Annotated in this window: 15 protein-coding genes; 9 read left to right on the top strand and 6 right to left on the bottom strand. The window is 31.5% G+C overall.

Annotation, left to right across the window (positions count from 1 at the left end):
• Window positions 1–30 precede the first annotated feature (30 nt).
• The 9 genes from ACQY6M_RS04310 (at window position 31) to ACQY6M_RS04270 (ending at window position 8,611) form a co-directional block, all read left to right on the top strand.
• A complete protein-coding gene (locus ACQY6M_RS04310; protein ID WP_428740573.1) occupies window positions 31–996 on the top strand; it encodes an MlaD family protein in 966 nt (321 codons plus the stop codon).
• Between the two features lie 42 nt (window positions 997–1,038).
• Window positions 1,039–2,358 carry a 4Fe-4S dicluster domain-containing protein gene (locus ACQY6M_RS04305; RefSeq protein ID WP_428740572.1) on the top strand — a complete coding sequence of 440 codons (1,320 nt, stop codon included), beginning with the start codon at window positions 1,039–1,041 and terminating at the stop codon, window positions 2,356–2,358.
• 65 nt (window positions 2,359–2,423) lie between these two features.
• Window positions 2,424–3,203 carry a (Fe-S)-binding protein gene (locus ACQY6M_RS04300; protein ID WP_428740571.1) on the top strand — a complete coding sequence of 260 codons (780 nt, stop codon included), beginning with the start codon at window positions 2,424–2,426 and terminating at the stop codon, window positions 3,201–3,203.
• A 55-nt stretch (window positions 3,204–3,258) separates the two neighbouring features.
• On the top strand, window positions 3,259–4,209 hold the full coding sequence (gene menA / locus ACQY6M_RS04295; RefSeq protein WP_428740570.1) for a 1,4-dihydroxy-2-naphthoate octaprenyltransferase: 951 nt from the start codon (window positions 3,259–3,261) through the stop codon (window positions 4,207–4,209).
• Between the two features lie 30 nt (window positions 4,210–4,239).
• Window positions 4,240–4,917, top strand: coding sequence for a metal-dependent hydrolase (locus ACQY6M_RS04290; protein WP_428740569.1), 678 nt, complete (start codon window positions 4,240–4,242; stop codon window positions 4,915–4,917).
• A gap of 25 nt (window positions 4,918–4,942) precedes the next feature.
• The gene (locus ACQY6M_RS04285; RefSeq protein WP_428740568.1) at window positions 4,943–5,461 is read left to right on the top strand and encodes an SRPBCC family protein; all 519 of its coding nucleotides are present in this window, start codon (window positions 4,943–4,945) and stop codon (window positions 5,459–5,461) included.
• 11 nt (window positions 5,462–5,472) lie between these two features.
• On the top strand, window positions 5,473–6,510 hold the full coding sequence (locus ACQY6M_RS04280; RefSeq protein WP_428740567.1) for an o-succinylbenzoate synthase: 1,038 nt from the start codon (window positions 5,473–5,475) through the stop codon (window positions 6,508–6,510).
• Between the two features lie 2 nt (window positions 6,511–6,512).
• Window positions 6,513–7,463, top strand: a complete 951-nt coding sequence (locus ACQY6M_RS04275; protein WP_428740566.1) for a lysostaphin resistance A-like protein — start codon at window positions 6,513–6,515, stop codon at window positions 7,461–7,463.
• A gap of 17 nt (window positions 7,464–7,480) precedes the next feature.
• Window positions 7,481–8,611, top strand: coding sequence for an AMP-binding protein (locus tag ACQY6M_RS04270; protein ID WP_428740565.1), 1,131 nt, complete (start codon window positions 7,481–7,483; stop codon window positions 8,609–8,611).
• A gap of 22 nt (window positions 8,612–8,633) precedes the next feature.
• Here ACQY6M_RS04270 and ACQY6M_RS04265 read toward each other — a convergent pair whose 3' ends face one another.
• The 6 genes from ACQY6M_RS04265 to ACQY6M_RS04240 all read right to left on the bottom strand — a co-directional run bounded on the left by ACQY6M_RS04265 (window position 8,634) and on the right by ACQY6M_RS04240 (window position 15,245).
• The gene (locus ACQY6M_RS04265) at window positions 8,634–10,253 is read right to left on the bottom strand and encodes an ArnT family glycosyltransferase (protein ID WP_428740564.1); all 1,620 of its coding nucleotides are present in this window, start codon (window positions 10,251–10,253) and stop codon (window positions 8,634–8,636) included.
• 41 nt (window positions 10,254–10,294) lie between these two features.
• Window positions 10,295–10,948, bottom strand: coding sequence for a lipid-A-disaccharide synthase N-terminal domain-containing protein (locus ACQY6M_RS04260; protein WP_428740563.1), 654 nt, complete (start codon window positions 10,946–10,948; stop codon window positions 10,295–10,297).
• A complete protein-coding gene (locus ACQY6M_RS04255) occupies window positions 10,948–11,664 on the bottom strand; it encodes a glycosyltransferase family 2 protein (protein WP_428740562.1) in 717 nt (238 codons plus the stop codon). The genes ACQY6M_RS04260 and ACQY6M_RS04255 overlap by 1 nt, the downstream gene beginning before the upstream one ends.
• A 112-nt stretch (window positions 11,665–11,776) precedes the next feature.
• Entirely contained in the window at window positions 11,777–12,379 is a 603-nt protein-coding gene (locus ACQY6M_RS04250) for a hypothetical protein (RefSeq protein ID WP_428740561.1), read from the bottom strand.
• 88 nt (window positions 12,380–12,467) lie between these two features.
• On the bottom strand, window positions 12,468–13,190 hold the full coding sequence (locus ACQY6M_RS04245; protein WP_428740560.1) for a YebC/PmpR family DNA-binding transcriptional regulator: 723 nt from the start codon (window positions 13,188–13,190) through the stop codon (window positions 12,468–12,470).
• Window positions 13,191–13,247: 57 nt separating this feature from the next.
• Window positions 13,248–15,245 carry a DUF3352 domain-containing protein gene (locus ACQY6M_RS04240; RefSeq protein WP_428740559.1) on the bottom strand — a complete coding sequence of 666 codons (1,998 nt, stop codon included), beginning with the start codon at window positions 15,243–15,245 and terminating at the stop codon, window positions 13,248–13,250.
• Window positions 15,246–15,249 lie beyond the last annotated feature (4 nt).

Raw genomic sequence — 15,249 nt, 5'->3', positions numbered from 1 at the left:
TATTATTTTCGCTCGTATAAATATACTATGATGTCTAAAGAACTTAAAACAGGAATTGTTGCTGTAATAGTTATTGCGCTATTTATTTGGGGGTATAATTTCTTAAAAGGACAAGATTTATTTAGTGCTAATAAAAGACAGTTTTTTGTTGAGTATAGCAATATAAATGGTCTTAATGAAGCAAGTTTAGTTACAATAAATGGTCTTAAGGTAGGTAAGGTTGACGAAATATACTTCAATCAAGATGCTACTAAAAAAGGAAAATTGATAGTAAAGATTTCATTAGAAACCGATTTTAAATTTTCTAAAAATAGTATCGCTAAGATTTACTCAGCTAGTTTAATGGGAGGGCAAAATTTAGCAATTGTTCCTAAATATGACGGAGAGATAGCTAAATCTGGAGATTATTTAAAAGGAGAAGTGGAATCTGATATTTTTTCTTCTGTAGGTGAAAAATTGAATCCAATTCAAGCAAAATTAGAAAATGTTTTAGTCGGAGCTGATTCTTTATTAATAGGGTTTAATCAAGTTTTAGACGAAAAATCTCGTCAAAGTTTAAACAGAAGTATATTAGGTTTAGAAGGAACAATTTCAGATGTTCGTAAAACGTTATCTTCAGTAAATTCGTTATTAGCTGATAATAAAACGAATTTAGATTCGACTTTACGAAATGCTAAAAACATTACAGATAATTTTTCAAAAGTTTCTGATGATCTAGCTAAAGCGAATTTAGGTGAATCTGCTAAAAAGCTTGAAACTACGTTAACAAATTTAAATAGTATGTTAGCTGATATGAAATCGGGTAAAGGAACTTTAGGGAAGTTAATGACAGATGAAAAAATGTACACAAACTTAACTAATGCATCAAAAGAATTGGAAGAGTTGTTAAGAGATATGAAACTAAATCCTAAGCGATTTGTACATTTTTCATTATTCGGAAAAAAAGCAAAACCATATAACGAAGAAAATAATACCAATAATGTAAGTGACAAATAACTTACATTTATAAATCTAACAAAACTTAATAATTAAAGAACGATGGAGAAATACGTACCAAACATCCTTTTTGCACTTATTTTAATTGCAGGTATCGGGTATTTTGTAATGAATGTTCGTAAGTTAATACGCAACATTAAATTAGGAAAAGATATTGATAGAAGTGATAGAAAGCCAGAGCGTTGGAAAAACATGGCTAAAATAGCTTTAGGACAATATAAAATGGTACGTCGTCCAATTTCAGGAGTGCTACATATTATAGTTTATGTAGGTTTTATCCTAATCAATATAGAATTGTTAGAAATTGTTATTGACGGATTGTTCGGTACACATCGAGTTTTTCAACCAATTATAGGAAATGCTTTATACGGTTTCTTAATTGGAAGTTTTGAAATATTAGCGTTTTTAGTATTAGTTGCGGTAACAGTTTTTTGGTTCCGTAGAAATATTGAAAAGGTAAAACGTTTTTGGAATAAAGAAATGAAAGGTTGGCCAAGGAATGATGGTAATATCATTTTATATTTCGAAATGGTGTTGATGACCTTGTTCTTAGTGATGAATGCTACAGATGTGCATTTTCAAGAAGCAGGAGTAGGGAACGTTATTTCTCAAATTGTAGCACCTTGGTTTGAAGGATTTTCACCTGAAGCTTTACATACAATAGAAAAAACAGCTTGGTGGTTGCACATAGCAGGAATCTTAGTTTTCTTAAACTATTTATACTACTCAAAACATTTACACATTTTATTAGCGTTTCCAAATACGTTTTTTGCAAATCTAAACCCAAAAGGGCAGTTTAATAATCTTGAAGCTGTTACCAATGAGGTGAAGATGATGATGGATCCAGATGCGGATCCTTATGCAATGCCAGAAGAAGGAGTAGAGGAAGGGGAACCAGAAAAATTTGGAGCTTCTGATGTTACCGACTTAAATTGGGTACAGTTGATGAATGCGTATACGTGTACTGAGTGTGGACGTTGTACCTCTGCATGTCCTGCAAACTTAACAGGTAAAGAGTTATCACCACGTGCGATTATGATGAAAACCCGTGACCGTTTAGAAGAAGTAGGAAAAAATATGGATGCAAACGGAGGAAAATTTGTTGATGATGGAAAGCAATTATTAAACGATTATATTACTCCAGAAGAATTATGGGCTTGTACAAGTTGTAATGCTTGTGTACAAGAATGCCCTGTAAATATTGATCCATTATCAATCATTATGGATATGCGTCGTTATTTGGTTATGGAAGAATCAGCAGCTCCGCAAGAGTTGAATATGATGATGACCAATATTGAAAATAATGGAGCACCATGGCAGTATAGTCAAATGGATAGATTAAACTGGAAAGATGAAGAATAATTGTTAATTATTCAATTCTCAAAAATTAAATAAAAAACAGTTCAACAATTAAACTATAAAGAATTATGAACGTACCAACAATGGCAGAAATGATGGCTCAAGGAAAACAACCAGAAGTGTTGTTTTGGGTAGGAGCTGCAGGAAGTTATGATGACAGAGCAAAGAAAATAACAAGAGCATTTGTAAAAATACTACAACAAGCTAATGTGGATTTTGCTGTATTAGGTACCGAAGAAAGTTCAACAGGTGATGCGGCTAAGCGTGCTGGAAATGAGTTTTTATTTCAGATGCAAGCAATGACTAATATTGAGGTTTTAAATGCTTACGAGATTAAAACAATTGTTACTTGTGATCCGCACTCATTCAATACCTTAAAAAATGAATATCCAGGATTAGGAGGTAAGTACAAAGTGTATCATCACACACAGTATATTAGCAAGCTAATCAGTGATGGACGTTTAACTGTTGAGGATAAAAATTTAAACGGGAAACGTTTAACATATCACGATCCTTGTTATTTAGGACGTGCAAATGATGTGTATGAAAGTCCACGTGATTTAATTAGACGTTTGGGAGTGAAAATGACAGAGATGAAGCGCCATAAATCAACTGCATTATGTTGTGGAGCTGGTGGAGCGCAAATGTTTAAAGAGCCAGAAAAAGGAGATAAGGATATCAATGTGTTAAGAACAGAGGATGCATTAGAAACAAACCCTCAAATTATTGCTACGGGTTGTCCTTATTGTAATACCATGATGACAGATGGTGTAAAATTCAAAGAAAAAGAAGCACAAATTCAAGTAAAAGATATTGCTGAATTAATTGCAGAAGCAAATAATTTATAACAGTAAAACATCAATAGTGTTATTCCCGCGAAAGCGGGAATCTTATTTTTTAAGAATGATTAAAAACTACATAAAAGCAGCACGATTGCGTACTTTGCCTTTGTCGGTATCAGGAATTATTGTCGGGGCATTTTTAGGATTAAACGAGTCTTTTTTTAAAGTATCTTCTGAACTTTTTAAAACAACTATTAGCGTAGGGAAGAGTAATATATTAGAATCATCTATTTTTTGGTTAGCTATTTTAACTACAATCGGGTTTCAAGTATTGTCCAATTTTGCAAACGATTATGGGGATGGTATTAAAGGAACCGATAATCAAAGAGAAGGAGAAGCGCGAATGGTGGCTTCAGGAGCTATTACTCCAATACAAATGAAAAGAGCAATGCTAATAACAGGAGCAATTACATTTATCATTGCTTTATTACTTATTTATATTTCCTTTGGAAAAGACAACTTTTTATATTCTGCTATTTTCTTCGGATTAGGAATCGCTTCTATTATTGCTGCTATAAAGTATACAGTAGGTAAATCAGCTTATGGTTATAGCGGATTTGGAGATGTTTTTGTATTTCTGTTTTTTGGTTTGCTTTCAGTCGTAGGAACTTATTTTTTATATACAAAACAGTTAAATTTTACCATTTTTTTTCCAGCAATTACAGTTGGATTACTTAGTACTGCGGTACTAAACTTAAATAATATGCGTGATAGAGAAAATGATGCGAAGTCAGGCAAAAATACGTTGGTGGTAAAAATGGGAGCAGATTCAGCAAAAGTATATCACTATTTTTTAATTGGTGTATCTTTTGTATTTGCGTTGTTATATGTGGTAATTAAGTATCAATCAACAAGTCAATTTTTATTCCTAATTGCTTATTTCCCTTTGATGAAGCACATACTTTTTGTGTATAAAAATAAGGAAGAAATATTGTTGGATGGAGAGTTGAAAAAAGTGGCCTTAAGTACCTTTTTATTTTCAATTCTTTTTGGACTAGGGCAAGTTTTGTAATTTGCACGACAAGAATTATATTTTAATTATATGAAAATCACTTTTTATGGTCACGCGTGTTTTGGTGTTGAAATCAATGGAACACATACATTAATTGACCCTTTTATCTCAGGAAATCCTCAAGCATCCTATATCAATATAGAAGAAATAAAAGCAGATTATATTCTACTTACACATGCACATAGAGATCATGTGCTGGATGTAGAACGTATTGCAGAAAGAACCAACGCTACAATTATTTCAAATTACGAAATTGTAACATATTATACGGCTAAAGGTTTCAAAGGGCATGCTATGAATCATGGAGGTACTTATACCAATAATACTTTTTCTGCTAAATATGTAAATGCTATTCATACTTCTTCTTTTGCAGATGGAACCTATGGAGGGCAACCAGGAGGTTTTGTAATCAAAGCAGGAGAAAAAGCATTATACGTTTCAGGAGATACAGCTGTAACCATGGATATGCAATTAATTCCGATGACAACGAATTTAACGGCGTCTATTTTTCCATTAGGAGATAATTTTACGATGGGAGTAGATGACGCTATTATAGCAAGTGATTTAGTGATTTGTGATAAAGTAATAGGCTGTCATTTTAATACGTTTCCAGCAATAGAAATTGATGTAGATGAAGCTAAAGAAAAGTTTGCTCAAGCTAAAAAAGAATTGGTGATTTTAGAGATAGGGCAAACGATAACCATTTAATTTTTTCCTTATAGGTTGATATAACATGAAACGAATCAAAATAATTTTAGGAATTATCACTACGCTAATCCTTGCATTTTTTTTAACAGGTTTAGTTGTAGGAGAAGTAGTATATACTAACGAAGTACAAATTAATAAACCTGTAAATGAGGTTTTTGCAGATTTTCAGAATGTGGATTTAATGAAGCAATGGATGCCAGAGGTAAAATCAATCGAAACATTGGAAGAGAAAACCAATAAAGTAGGAAGTACTTATAGGGTTGTAGTTGATAATCAAGGAAGAATGGTAACTATGACGGAAGAAATACTAGCATTTGAAGAAAACAAAAGAATTACTTTTCATTTTGATGCAGAGAGCATATCAAAAATAGATGATTATGTATTTTTTTCAGAAGGTAATACTACTAAAATAATACAAACGACTACAAGTACTAGTGAATCATACATAATGAGCTGTTTGTTACCATATTTTAAAAGTAAACCAAGAAGGATAAGTCAACAATATTTAGACCAGTTTAAAAAAGCTTCTGAAGCTTACAACTAAAAAAACAAAGATTGATAAAAGCAACCTACCATAAATACCTTTTAAATTTTAAGCAAGCTAGTGGAACTTCACGTGGGATTTTAAGAACTAAAGAAACCTGGTTTTTAATTCTAAGTAGAGAAAGATACCAAGGAGTTGGAGAATGTGGCTTATTCAGAGGATTAAGTGCAGATGACAGACCTGATTATGAAGAAAAACTACTATGGGTATGCAACAACATTAATCTAGGTTTAGAAAAACTATTATCTGAGCTGATAGATTTCCCATCGATACAATTTGGATTAGAACAGGCATTTTTATCATTGGAAAGTGAAGACTTGTTTGAGTTATTTCCTTCAGACTTTACCAGAGGAAAACAACAAATTCCAATTAATGGGTTGATTTGGATGGGAGATAAATCTTTTATGCAACAACAAATTAAAGATAAGTTGCAGCAAGGTTTTTCAACGATAAAAATGAAAATTGGTGCTATTGATTTTGATACGGAAATAGAATTACTAAAATCAATCCGAAGAGAGTTTTCAGCAAAAGAAATAGAGCTTAGAGTGGATGCTAATGGAGCATTTTTACCTGAAAATGCTTTAGAAAAATTACAGCGATTGTCCGAGTTAGACTTACATTCTATAGAACAACCAATAAAGCAAGGTCAGTGGCAAGAAATGGCGAGTTTATGTGAAGAAACACCTTTAGCTATTGCGTTAGATGAAGAGTTAATAGGCGTATTTTCTTCCAAAGAGAAAGAAAAATGCATAGAAACAATTCAACCTCAATATATTATTTTGAAACCAAGTTTAGTTGGAGGCTTTAAAGGAAGTAACGAATGGATACAAATAGCGTCTAATAACCAAGTTGGGAATTGGATAACTTCAGCTTTAGAGAGTAATATAGGATTGAACGCAATTGCACAATGGACCTATAAGCTAAACAATCCACTACCTCAAGGACTAGGAACTGGAAGTTTGTTTACAAACAATTTTGAAAGTCCTTTAGAAGTGTCAAGAGGAAGTTTAAGGTATAATTGTGAAAAAAAATGGAGTTTTAATATTTAGAAATGAATTTTATACAACAAGCATACAAAGGTGAAAATCAGTGGTATTTGTACCTAATAGTTATTTTTATTGTGTTATTTGGATGGCAGTTTATAGGCGTTATACCGTTAGCAGTCACTGCTGTTTTACATTCTGAAAATATGGCTGAGTTTTCAAGAGCTGCAAAAGATAACTTTATGAGTTTAGGAATTGATAAAAATTTATTTCTGCTTTTGATGGTTATCATGTTTGCTTTTGGATTAATATCACTGTTTTTGGGGATAAAGTACATTCATAGAAGAGCTATTAAAACTGTTATAACCAGTAGAAGTAAAATTGATTGGAGTCGCTTTTGGTTTGGATTCATAGTTTGGGGATTGGTGTCTATTTCTATTGTAGCGTCTGATATTTTTTTATCTCCAGAAAATTATACATGGAATTTTAAGCCTATTCCTTTTTTTACGTTAGTAACCGTTTCGTTTTTATGCTTACCTATACAAACAAGTTTTGAAGAATTACTGTTTAGAGGGTATTTTATGCAGGGACTAGGTACTTGGTTTAAAAATAGATGGGTACCATTAATTATTACCTCTGTAGCATTTGGTTTGTTACATGGTGCAAATCCAGAAGTAGAGAAGTTAGGATATATTTCTATGGTGTTTTATATAGGAACAGGTTTTTTCTTCGGAATAACAACGTTAATGGATGAAGGTACAGAATTGGCCTTAGGATTACATGCTATTAATAATATCGTGGCAGCGTTTTTAGTGACTACCGATTGGACTGTTTTTCAAACAGATGCTTTGTTTTTAGATACTTCGGATCCTTCTGTTGGTATTGAGATGTTTTTACCCGTGTTTGTCCTGTATCCGTTAATGCTAGTCTTATTTTCGAAAAAATACGGATGGCAAAACTGGAAAGAAAAGTTATTGGGGCATATTGAAAAGCCAAAGATAACTGAAGAGCGATTATAAAACGTCATTTACTATAATTGGAAAACCTCACTTTTCATAAAAAAATTCAATTAAACGGAGTTTCTTTTACTTCGGAAGAAGAATTATTGAGTTTCTCTAAAACAACTAATAGTTCTGTCTTTTCTTTTTTGTCAGATTGGTTTAATACTGAAGATTTTGTAGTAGTACAAACTTCTGGTTCTACAGGAAAACCCAAACCAATCCCGCTGAAAAAGGAACATATGATTAACTCAGCCAAAGCAACAGGGGCTTTCTTTGATTTAAAAGAAAATACTACAGCTTTACTTTGTTTATCTACTGATTATATCGCAGGGAAAATGATGTTAGTTCGTGCATTAACATTGGGATGGAAAATAGATATAGTAGAAGCAGCTTCCAATCCATTAGAAGGAGTAGATACAGTGTATGATTTTTCTGCAATGGTACCTTTGCAACTACATAACTCGTTGAAAGATCTACATAAGGTTAAAAAACTGATTGTAGGAGGTGGAGTAGTGTCTAGCGATTTGATAGAAGGAATTCAAAATCTATCTACTGAAGTTTTTGCAACCTATGGAATGACAGAAACAATTACGCATATTGCTGTTAAAAAGTTGAATAATAATGTGTCATTGCGAGGAGAGATGACGAAGCAATCTGTTGGCAAAGAGATTACTTCACAAATGAAATTTGTTCGTAATGACGAGTATTATAAGGTGTTACCTAACGTACAACTTTCTCAAGACAGTCGAAACTGTTTAGTCATTGATGCTCCAAAAGTATCTACAGAAAGAATTGTAACAAATGATGTGGTTCGTTTAATTTCTGATACAGAATTTGAATGGTTAGGACGTTACGATAATGTCATCAATTCTGGAGGAATCAAACTACATCCAGAAAAAATAGAAGAAAAACTCTCTAAAATTATCTCGAATCGTTTTTTTGTTATTGGTATTTCTGATAAAAGGTTGGGGGAAAAGTTGGTGTTGATTATTGAAGGTGTCACTTCGAGCGCAGTCGAGAAGTCTTTAAAAACTGAAGTGAAAAGTCTAAAAGAACTCTCTAAATACGAGATCCCCAAAGAAATTTATTTTGTGGATGAATTTGTAGAAACAGAAACAAAAAAAATCCAACGTAAAAAAACATTGGATTTACTGAAGTTATTATAATTTTTAGTGTAATGTATTTATACTAGTATAGGATAGTCCATTTTTCCATTACTTTTTTATGCGTGTATTTTTTTGCAAGCCAATCAAGTCTTTCTGGAAGTTGTTTTCTATACAATAATAAAACAGTAGGTTTTTCTACTATTTCGTGTAAGCTTTCTAACTCATTAGTATCTTTAAGGTTAATCAAATGATTTTTCCAGTTTGTGTCAGTTTCAAATTGCGTTTCTCTGTTTAAAGATTCATGTCCATCGTATAAAGAAATAATAGATTTATTTAAACCAAAAGCTATGGATGACTTCCTAATATTATATATTAAAATATCTCTTGAATTAAGGTTTTTACTAATAATGAAATCAGTTACAGGTTTAGAAGCATTTACTTTTAATTCGTTTTTAGCTAAGATTGTCGAAGCACTTATCAATAGAAACACTGTAACCACAAAAGAAGTGAATATAGGCTTAAACTTAACCTCTTCTTTTGCTGATTTATAGAGTAAGAATATCAGGATCACAACAACACAACTAGCACCTGCTAAATAATAAGGAAAATTCATTCCAGTATTTATAAATGGAACTACGATAAAAGTCAATAAAATTAAACCAGAAAAACCAAGAATAAAGCCATTGATAGTTTTGATTTTTTCTGAGCTGATTCTTGAAAATAAATCTGCTATTAGTATGGCAAGTAAACCGTATAATGGTAAAATATATAATATACGTTTCGAAGAAGAAATGGAAAAGAAAATCAAAGGAATCACAAATGCCATTAATAATGCAAAGTGTATCGTTTTGGTTTTCAATAATTCTTTTTGATCTTTTAATAAATAAATGAATGCTAAAAACCATGGTAAACCTACTAGTGGGGCAAAGGCTAAGAAGTACCAGAATGGTTCCGTTCTTCCAAAGGCATTTTTAGAAAATCTATCTGCAGTTTGTTTTCCTAAGAAATAATCAAGAAAAGCAGGATTGTGATATCCTAAATATACAAACCAAGAAGAAGCAACGATTAAAAATAACACCCAGGCAGCTATGTGGTGGAAAGAGAAACTTCTTTTCGTCTTCTCCGTACGATTGTAAAATAATATAAAAATTACAGGAACAATAAATATCACAGGCCCTTTAGTTAGAAAGCCCAAAGCTAAACTTAAGGTAAAGGCATAGAGCCATTTTATGACTCCATATTTATGATATTTTACCCAACTATAAATACTCAATAAAACAAAGGTTGCCAAAAAAGCATCAGTAGTTAAGTTACGCGACGACATTAATACCAACGGAAAACTAAAATAGATAATAGCAGCCCAAAGTGCTGTTTTTTTATTGTTGAATAATAAAATGCTTAAACGATATACTAAAATAAGTTGTAAAAGAATTGCTAGTTGCAAAAAGAAACGAGCTCCGAAAGGATTGATACCAAATATTTTGTATCCTAAAGCTGTAATTTGATACGTAAATGGTGGCTTGTGATAATGATGAACATCTAACAAGTTAGGGTGCATATAATCACCAGAAACATGCATAGCTCTTCCTATTTCTGCATATCTGGCATCGCTACTTTCTATGACACCAAAAGAACCTACGTTAATAAGTAAACTAATAGCAGCAATAAATAAAAAGAGGTGAAAGGATAGTTTTTTATTCATTTGTTTAAAATTTGGTACTTAGTAGTGAATTGTTCGTGAGTTTATACTGTCTCTCTAGGTTTTTCGTGTTTTATGAGTATGTAAACATTTCTTAGGTAAATAACAAAACCAAATAGTTGTCCGATAAATAATACTGGATCTTTTCTAATGATAGCGTAACTTAAAATCATTAAGGAGCCTAAAAGACTTAATAACCAAAAGCCGAGAGGTAACGAAGATTCTTTTTTGCGTTCAGAGTAAATCCACTGATAAACAAATCGTAATGTAAAAATAATTTGACCGATGCTTCCCCATATCAATAAATTAATAGGGATGGCTTCATTACGAAATAAACGTTCAATATCAACTTGATTATTTTTAAAGGAATATAGCGCTATAAGAAAAGGGAAAATAAGTAAAAAACCACGTATAAATTTAGGTAATTTTATCCATGATCCTTGCAGTTGCATATTTCTAATATAGATGAAGTAGGTTAGCGATTGCCCAAGCATAATAGCAAAATCATCTCGTAACCAACCGTAAACAAATAGTAAAAAAGAAGCAATTAAACTAAGTTGCCAAAACAATTCAGGAGTTAAAACTTTTTTTACTTTTTCAGATTGAATCCATTGTAGTAACAATCTTGCCGAAAATAAAATTTGAGCGACAAAACCAATAATGTAAACAAAAGATTTGTATGAAAGCCACTCGCTCATTAGCTAATTTTTGACTTTTCAATATCGTAGTTTATGTAGCTTTTTCGCATCCATCTATAGGCAAAAGTATCATGTAAGGCTTTCAATCTATTGAAAATATTAAATTTTGAGGTACCAGCAATACGTTCAAAATGTTGCACTTTTATTTGTTTTATGGTACCGTTTTGAAGTAAAATTAAAGCGGGGATGAAGCGATGCATTCCTTTAAAAAACGGGATTTTTTTAGCCGCATCAGTGTGTAACACTTTTAAAGGACATCCTGTATCTATAACACCATCATTTATCAAACTACGTCTAACAGCATTCCCAATTAAAGATTGTATTTTTTTACTTAAGGTGTCTTTTCTTTTACCTCTGTAACCTATTACAGCTTCATGATTATCAATATCTTCTAGTAAAATATCAAAATCGTAAGGAGTTGTTTGTAAATCTGCATCAATGTACCCTATTAACTCAGTATTTGTATGGTCAATTCCTGCTTTTATAGCAGCGCTTAAGCCACAGTTTTCTTTGAATTTAAGGAATTCAAAATCAGGGTTTTTTGAGCAGATTTCATTAATTTTTTCAAAGCTATTGTCGGTAGAGCCGTCATCAATAAATAAAACCTTGCTTTTGGTTTTACTTTTAGAAAAATAATCTGTAAAGGTATTGTATATTCTATCTAAGTTATCAATTTCATTGAAGACGGGAATGATGATAGTCATTCTATAATCCATTACTTGTGTATTTCAATGTTGGAGCTAAAGTACAAATATTAAAAGAATATAAATCGATTTAAGAATTGTAATTTAGAAAGGTTAATTATTTTTTAATAAAGGTAAATTTTAATTACCTATCAACATCTAAAAAATCCTTGTTATCAAAAGCTTCTTTATAGTCAGATAAACTCATGCCAAATCGTTCAGCATTGTAGTTTTCTTCTTTATCTATTTTATAAAGTTTACTTCTTTTACTTATTTCCATTGAGTTAGCCACAAAGAAAATAGAATCGGTAGTTACGTCGGTAACTTTTATAGTTGAGTAAGCTTTTTTAGATGATTTATACTTAATAATGTCATTAACCTGTGGATTGTTGATGTAGGTAACAACATCTTTATCGTGTTTTTTTACAGAGTAGATTACGAAAAGGATAAGAATACCTAACAATAGAGAACCAATCCAATGGGTAAAAGGAGTTTTGGAATTTCGTTTTACGTTGTCGTGAGCTAACTTTAATTGCTCGCTCATATTTTTGCGCTCGTAAGTAGCTTTACAGTGATCGCACTCGGAAACACCTTTTTTACCTAAAGGAAATACAGGTATCCAGTAGATGTAAAAAAATTTACCAAAAATACTAACGGTGTGCACGTTTTGTTGTTCGCAATGATTACATTTTACACCGCTAACTTTTTCGCTATGTAAATGTGTTCCTTTAGTTCCGTAGAAAATCATAAAAAGAGGTTTAGTTTGGATAAATATATAAAAAAAATCCAACGGTATAAATCGTTGGATTTTTAAGTTGTATAGATGTAGAAAAGTTTTACTCTTCCATCGAATGATACACGTTGTTTACGTCATCATCTTCTTCTAATTTTTCTAAAAGCTTGTTAACTTCTTCTTTCTGTTCATCAGAAAGAGCAGTAGTTGTAGTTGGAATTCGTTCGAATTCAGAAGAAATAATTTCAATATTGTTTTCTTCTAAATATTTTTGGATAGATCCGAATTGACCAAACGGAGCATAAAGCATGATAGAGTTATCTTCTTCATCAGTAAAAACTTCTTCAACTTCGAAGTCAATCATTTCCATTTCGAATTCTTCTAAATCCATAGCTAATGATTCTTCTTTAATCTTGAAGTTTACCACATGATCAAACATAAAAGCTACAGAACCAGATGTACCTAAGTTTCCGTTACACTTATTAAAGGCAGCACGAACATTGGCTACTGTACGGTTATTGTTGTTAGTAGCAGTTTCTACTAAAACAGCTACTCCGTGAGGCGCATATCCTTCAAATAATACCTCTTTATAGTTCTCTGTGTTTTTATCAGATGCTTTTTTAATGGCACGCTCAACATTGTCTTTTGGCATGTTGGCAGCTTTCGCATTTTGAATTACTACACGTAAACGAGAGTTGGTTTCGGGGTTGGAACCTCCTTCTTTAACTGCCATGACGATATCTTTACCAATACGGGTAAAGGTCTTAGCCATAGCTGACCAACGTTTCATCTTTCTCGCTTTCCTGAATTCGAATGCTCTTCCCATGTGTATTCTGTTTTTATTTTGCTAGGCAAATGTAATTAATGCTGTAAAATTTTACAATTAAAATTGTTTTTTGAGGATTATATCTCCACTTTGTTCATCATAAGCTTTCCAAGTGCTAATTTGCTTGTCTTTTTTATAATGACCTTTAACTTTTATGTTCCCGTTTGGATAATACGATTTGTAAACTCCATCTTTTAAACCATCATCTAAATCAACTTCAAATTTTAAGTTCCCATTTTCATAATATTCTTTATAAGACCTGGCACTTAAATCTGATGGATGTATAGGAGGGAGGTTAAAAAAGCTTACAGGACTTTGAGTATTTACAGAGTCTTTATCAGGAGTTAATTCTTCAAGAAGTTTCTTTTTTAATTCTTCTTCTTTTTTAATGTTGATAGCAATGTCTTTTGGATGCTCGTAAACAAAAGAAATGTTACTTTTAAAAAGATCTTCGTCAGAAATAAGTTGCACGCCTATTTGAGAAAAACAAGTAATATAAGGCTTGTCTTTTTGAAGTTGACTTCTAGTTTTATTATCAACTAAACTTAAAAGATCTTTGTACGAGTTAGGGGTGTTTATATAAGCAAAAACACTAGATTTCTTTTCAAAATGATCGTTAAAATCATCGAAATTTTCAGAGCTTTCAAGTGTGTATCCTATTAAATGATTATTAATAATTTCTTTGATGGTATTTGGGCTGGTGCTAAAAACTACAAAATCATCAATTATTGTAAAATATGGTTTCTCCATTTTAGAAAATACATTACCAGCTAGCATTTTAAAGAACCCTTTTAGATCAAAAAAATTAATAGGATACCCTCGGTAATTAATTTGCTTGTATTTTAATGGAGTGTTTTCTTTTATTTTGGAAAGAACAAATTGAAGATTTTCTTTGGCATCCTCAATATCGTCAGCTTTAATAATAGCAGCAATATCTTTTTTGTTTTTTGAAAGTTCAGTGTTAAAATGAATTAATGCTATTTCATTCCCAATCCAACTATAAATCTGTTCAGAAACATTAATATCTAGTTTATCCTCAATCATTGCTAACTGATCAGAGTACATTTTAAAATCGGCTGGATTTTCTTGTTGAAGTATCTCTAGGTTATGATTAAAAGTTTTAAAATCATTAAAAGCAAAACTAAGGTATAAAGAAGTGTTTTTTGGAGCTATTTTAGCAGCACTAAGTTTACCAACTCCAGACTTTTGTAATACTTTTAGATAGGTTTGTGAATTACTGTCAACATTCGTATAACCAGTAGCTTCAACTATAACTCCTTCTTTAATTGATATATCCAATCCTGTATAGAAAAAAGCCTCTTTATTGTTGTTTAAAAAATCTAAATTCGTAGAACTCGTAAAGCAACTTAAGTAGTCTTTTAGGTACTTGTGTTGTAGATAAATATTGAAAAAACCATCAGTATCAGTTTTCTTTTTGATTTCTACAAAATTTACATCACGCCCAATAACAGGATTTAAGTATTGGTCAATTGATTTTTCAACTAGTACATGAGTATAGGAAGCTATAACCTGATTTTTAATAAAGGAAAGATGTAAAGTTTCTCTTGTTTCTTTATTATACAACTCAATAATTTCCTGTTTTTTATATACTCGTTTGGTTACTTTATAATTTTCGCCAGCTAATTTGCTAATGGCTCTTTTTAAGAAAATAAGTTTAGAGAATTTTTGTAAATCCGCAATATAGAGTAAACCGTATTTTTTAGGACTGAATACATGTACAGAAATCATAAGATTTCGTTCTCCTATAAAGTCTATTATTTCTTTTTTAGCTTTAAAGGTCTCATCTAAACTAAGTAAACTTTCTGAAAGTTTATTAATTTGTTGGTTGGTTTGTAAATGAGTCCAAATGTCGCTTGAGCTTATTTCATCCCAAGTGTCAATAGGTCTTTCGGTATCAATTATAAAAACTGCATTATCAGGAACCAAGTAAATAGATTTAATATTATCATCTTCTGATAAAGTAAAAATATAAACCTGATAAATTAAAAAACCAACGATTAGGGCTATTGCAGTCCAAATTATTTTTTTCTTCATGCAC

It is taken from the genome of Tenacibaculum sp. (assembly GCF_050290165.1).
GTDB lineage: Bacteria > Bacteroidota > Bacteroidia > Flavobacteriales > Flavobacteriaceae > Polaribacter.
This window is presented reverse-complemented; position numbering and strand designations above follow the sequence as displayed.

Excerpts from the sequence above, each read along its gene's own strand:
- ACQY6M_RS04290 (WP_428740569.1), top strand. The coding sequence starts at position 4,240 with ATGAAAATCACTTTTTATGGTCACGCGTGTTTTGGTGTTGAAATCAAT.
- ACQY6M_RS04260 (WP_428740563.1), bottom strand. The coding sequence starts at position 10,948 with ATGAGCGAGTGGCTTTCATACAAATCTTTTGTTTACATTATTGGTTTT.
- ACQY6M_RS04300 (WP_428740571.1), top strand. The coding sequence starts at position 2,424 with ATGAACGTACCAACAATGGCAGAAATGATGGCTCAAGGAAAACAACCA.
- ACQY6M_RS04245 (WP_428740560.1), bottom strand. The coding sequence starts at position 13,190 with ATGGGAAGAGCATTCGAATTCAGGAAAGCGAGAAAGATGAAACGTTGG.
- ACQY6M_RS04250 (WP_428740561.1), bottom strand. The coding sequence starts at position 12,379 with ATGATTTTCTACGGAACTAAAGGAACACATTTACATAGCGAAAAAGTT.
- ACQY6M_RS04265 (WP_428740564.1), bottom strand. The coding sequence starts at position 10,253 with ATGAATAAAAAACTATCCTTTCACCTCTTTTTATTTATTGCTGCTATT.
- menA (WP_428740570.1), top strand. The coding sequence starts at position 3,259 with ATGATTAAAAACTACATAAAAGCAGCACGATTGCGTACTTTGCCTTTG.
- ACQY6M_RS04255 (WP_428740562.1), bottom strand. The coding sequence starts at position 11,664 with ATGGATTATAGAATGACTATCATCATTCCCGTCTTCAATGAAATTGAT.
- ACQY6M_RS04240 (WP_428740559.1), bottom strand. The coding sequence starts at position 15,245 with ATGAAGAAAAAAATAATTTGGACTGCAATAGCCCTAATCGTTGGTTTT.
- ACQY6M_RS04310 (WP_428740573.1), top strand. The coding sequence starts at position 31 with ATGTCTAAAGAACTTAAAACAGGAATTGTTGCTGTAATAGTTATTGCG.
- ACQY6M_RS04305 (WP_428740572.1), top strand. The coding sequence starts at position 1,039 with ATGGAGAAATACGTACCAAACATCCTTTTTGCACTTATTTTAATTGCA.
- ACQY6M_RS04275 (WP_428740566.1), top strand. The coding sequence starts at position 6,513 with ATGAATTTTATACAACAAGCATACAAAGGTGAAAATCAGTGGTATTTG.
- ACQY6M_RS04285 (WP_428740568.1), top strand. The coding sequence starts at position 4,943 with ATGAAACGAATCAAAATAATTTTAGGAATTATCACTACGCTAATCCTT.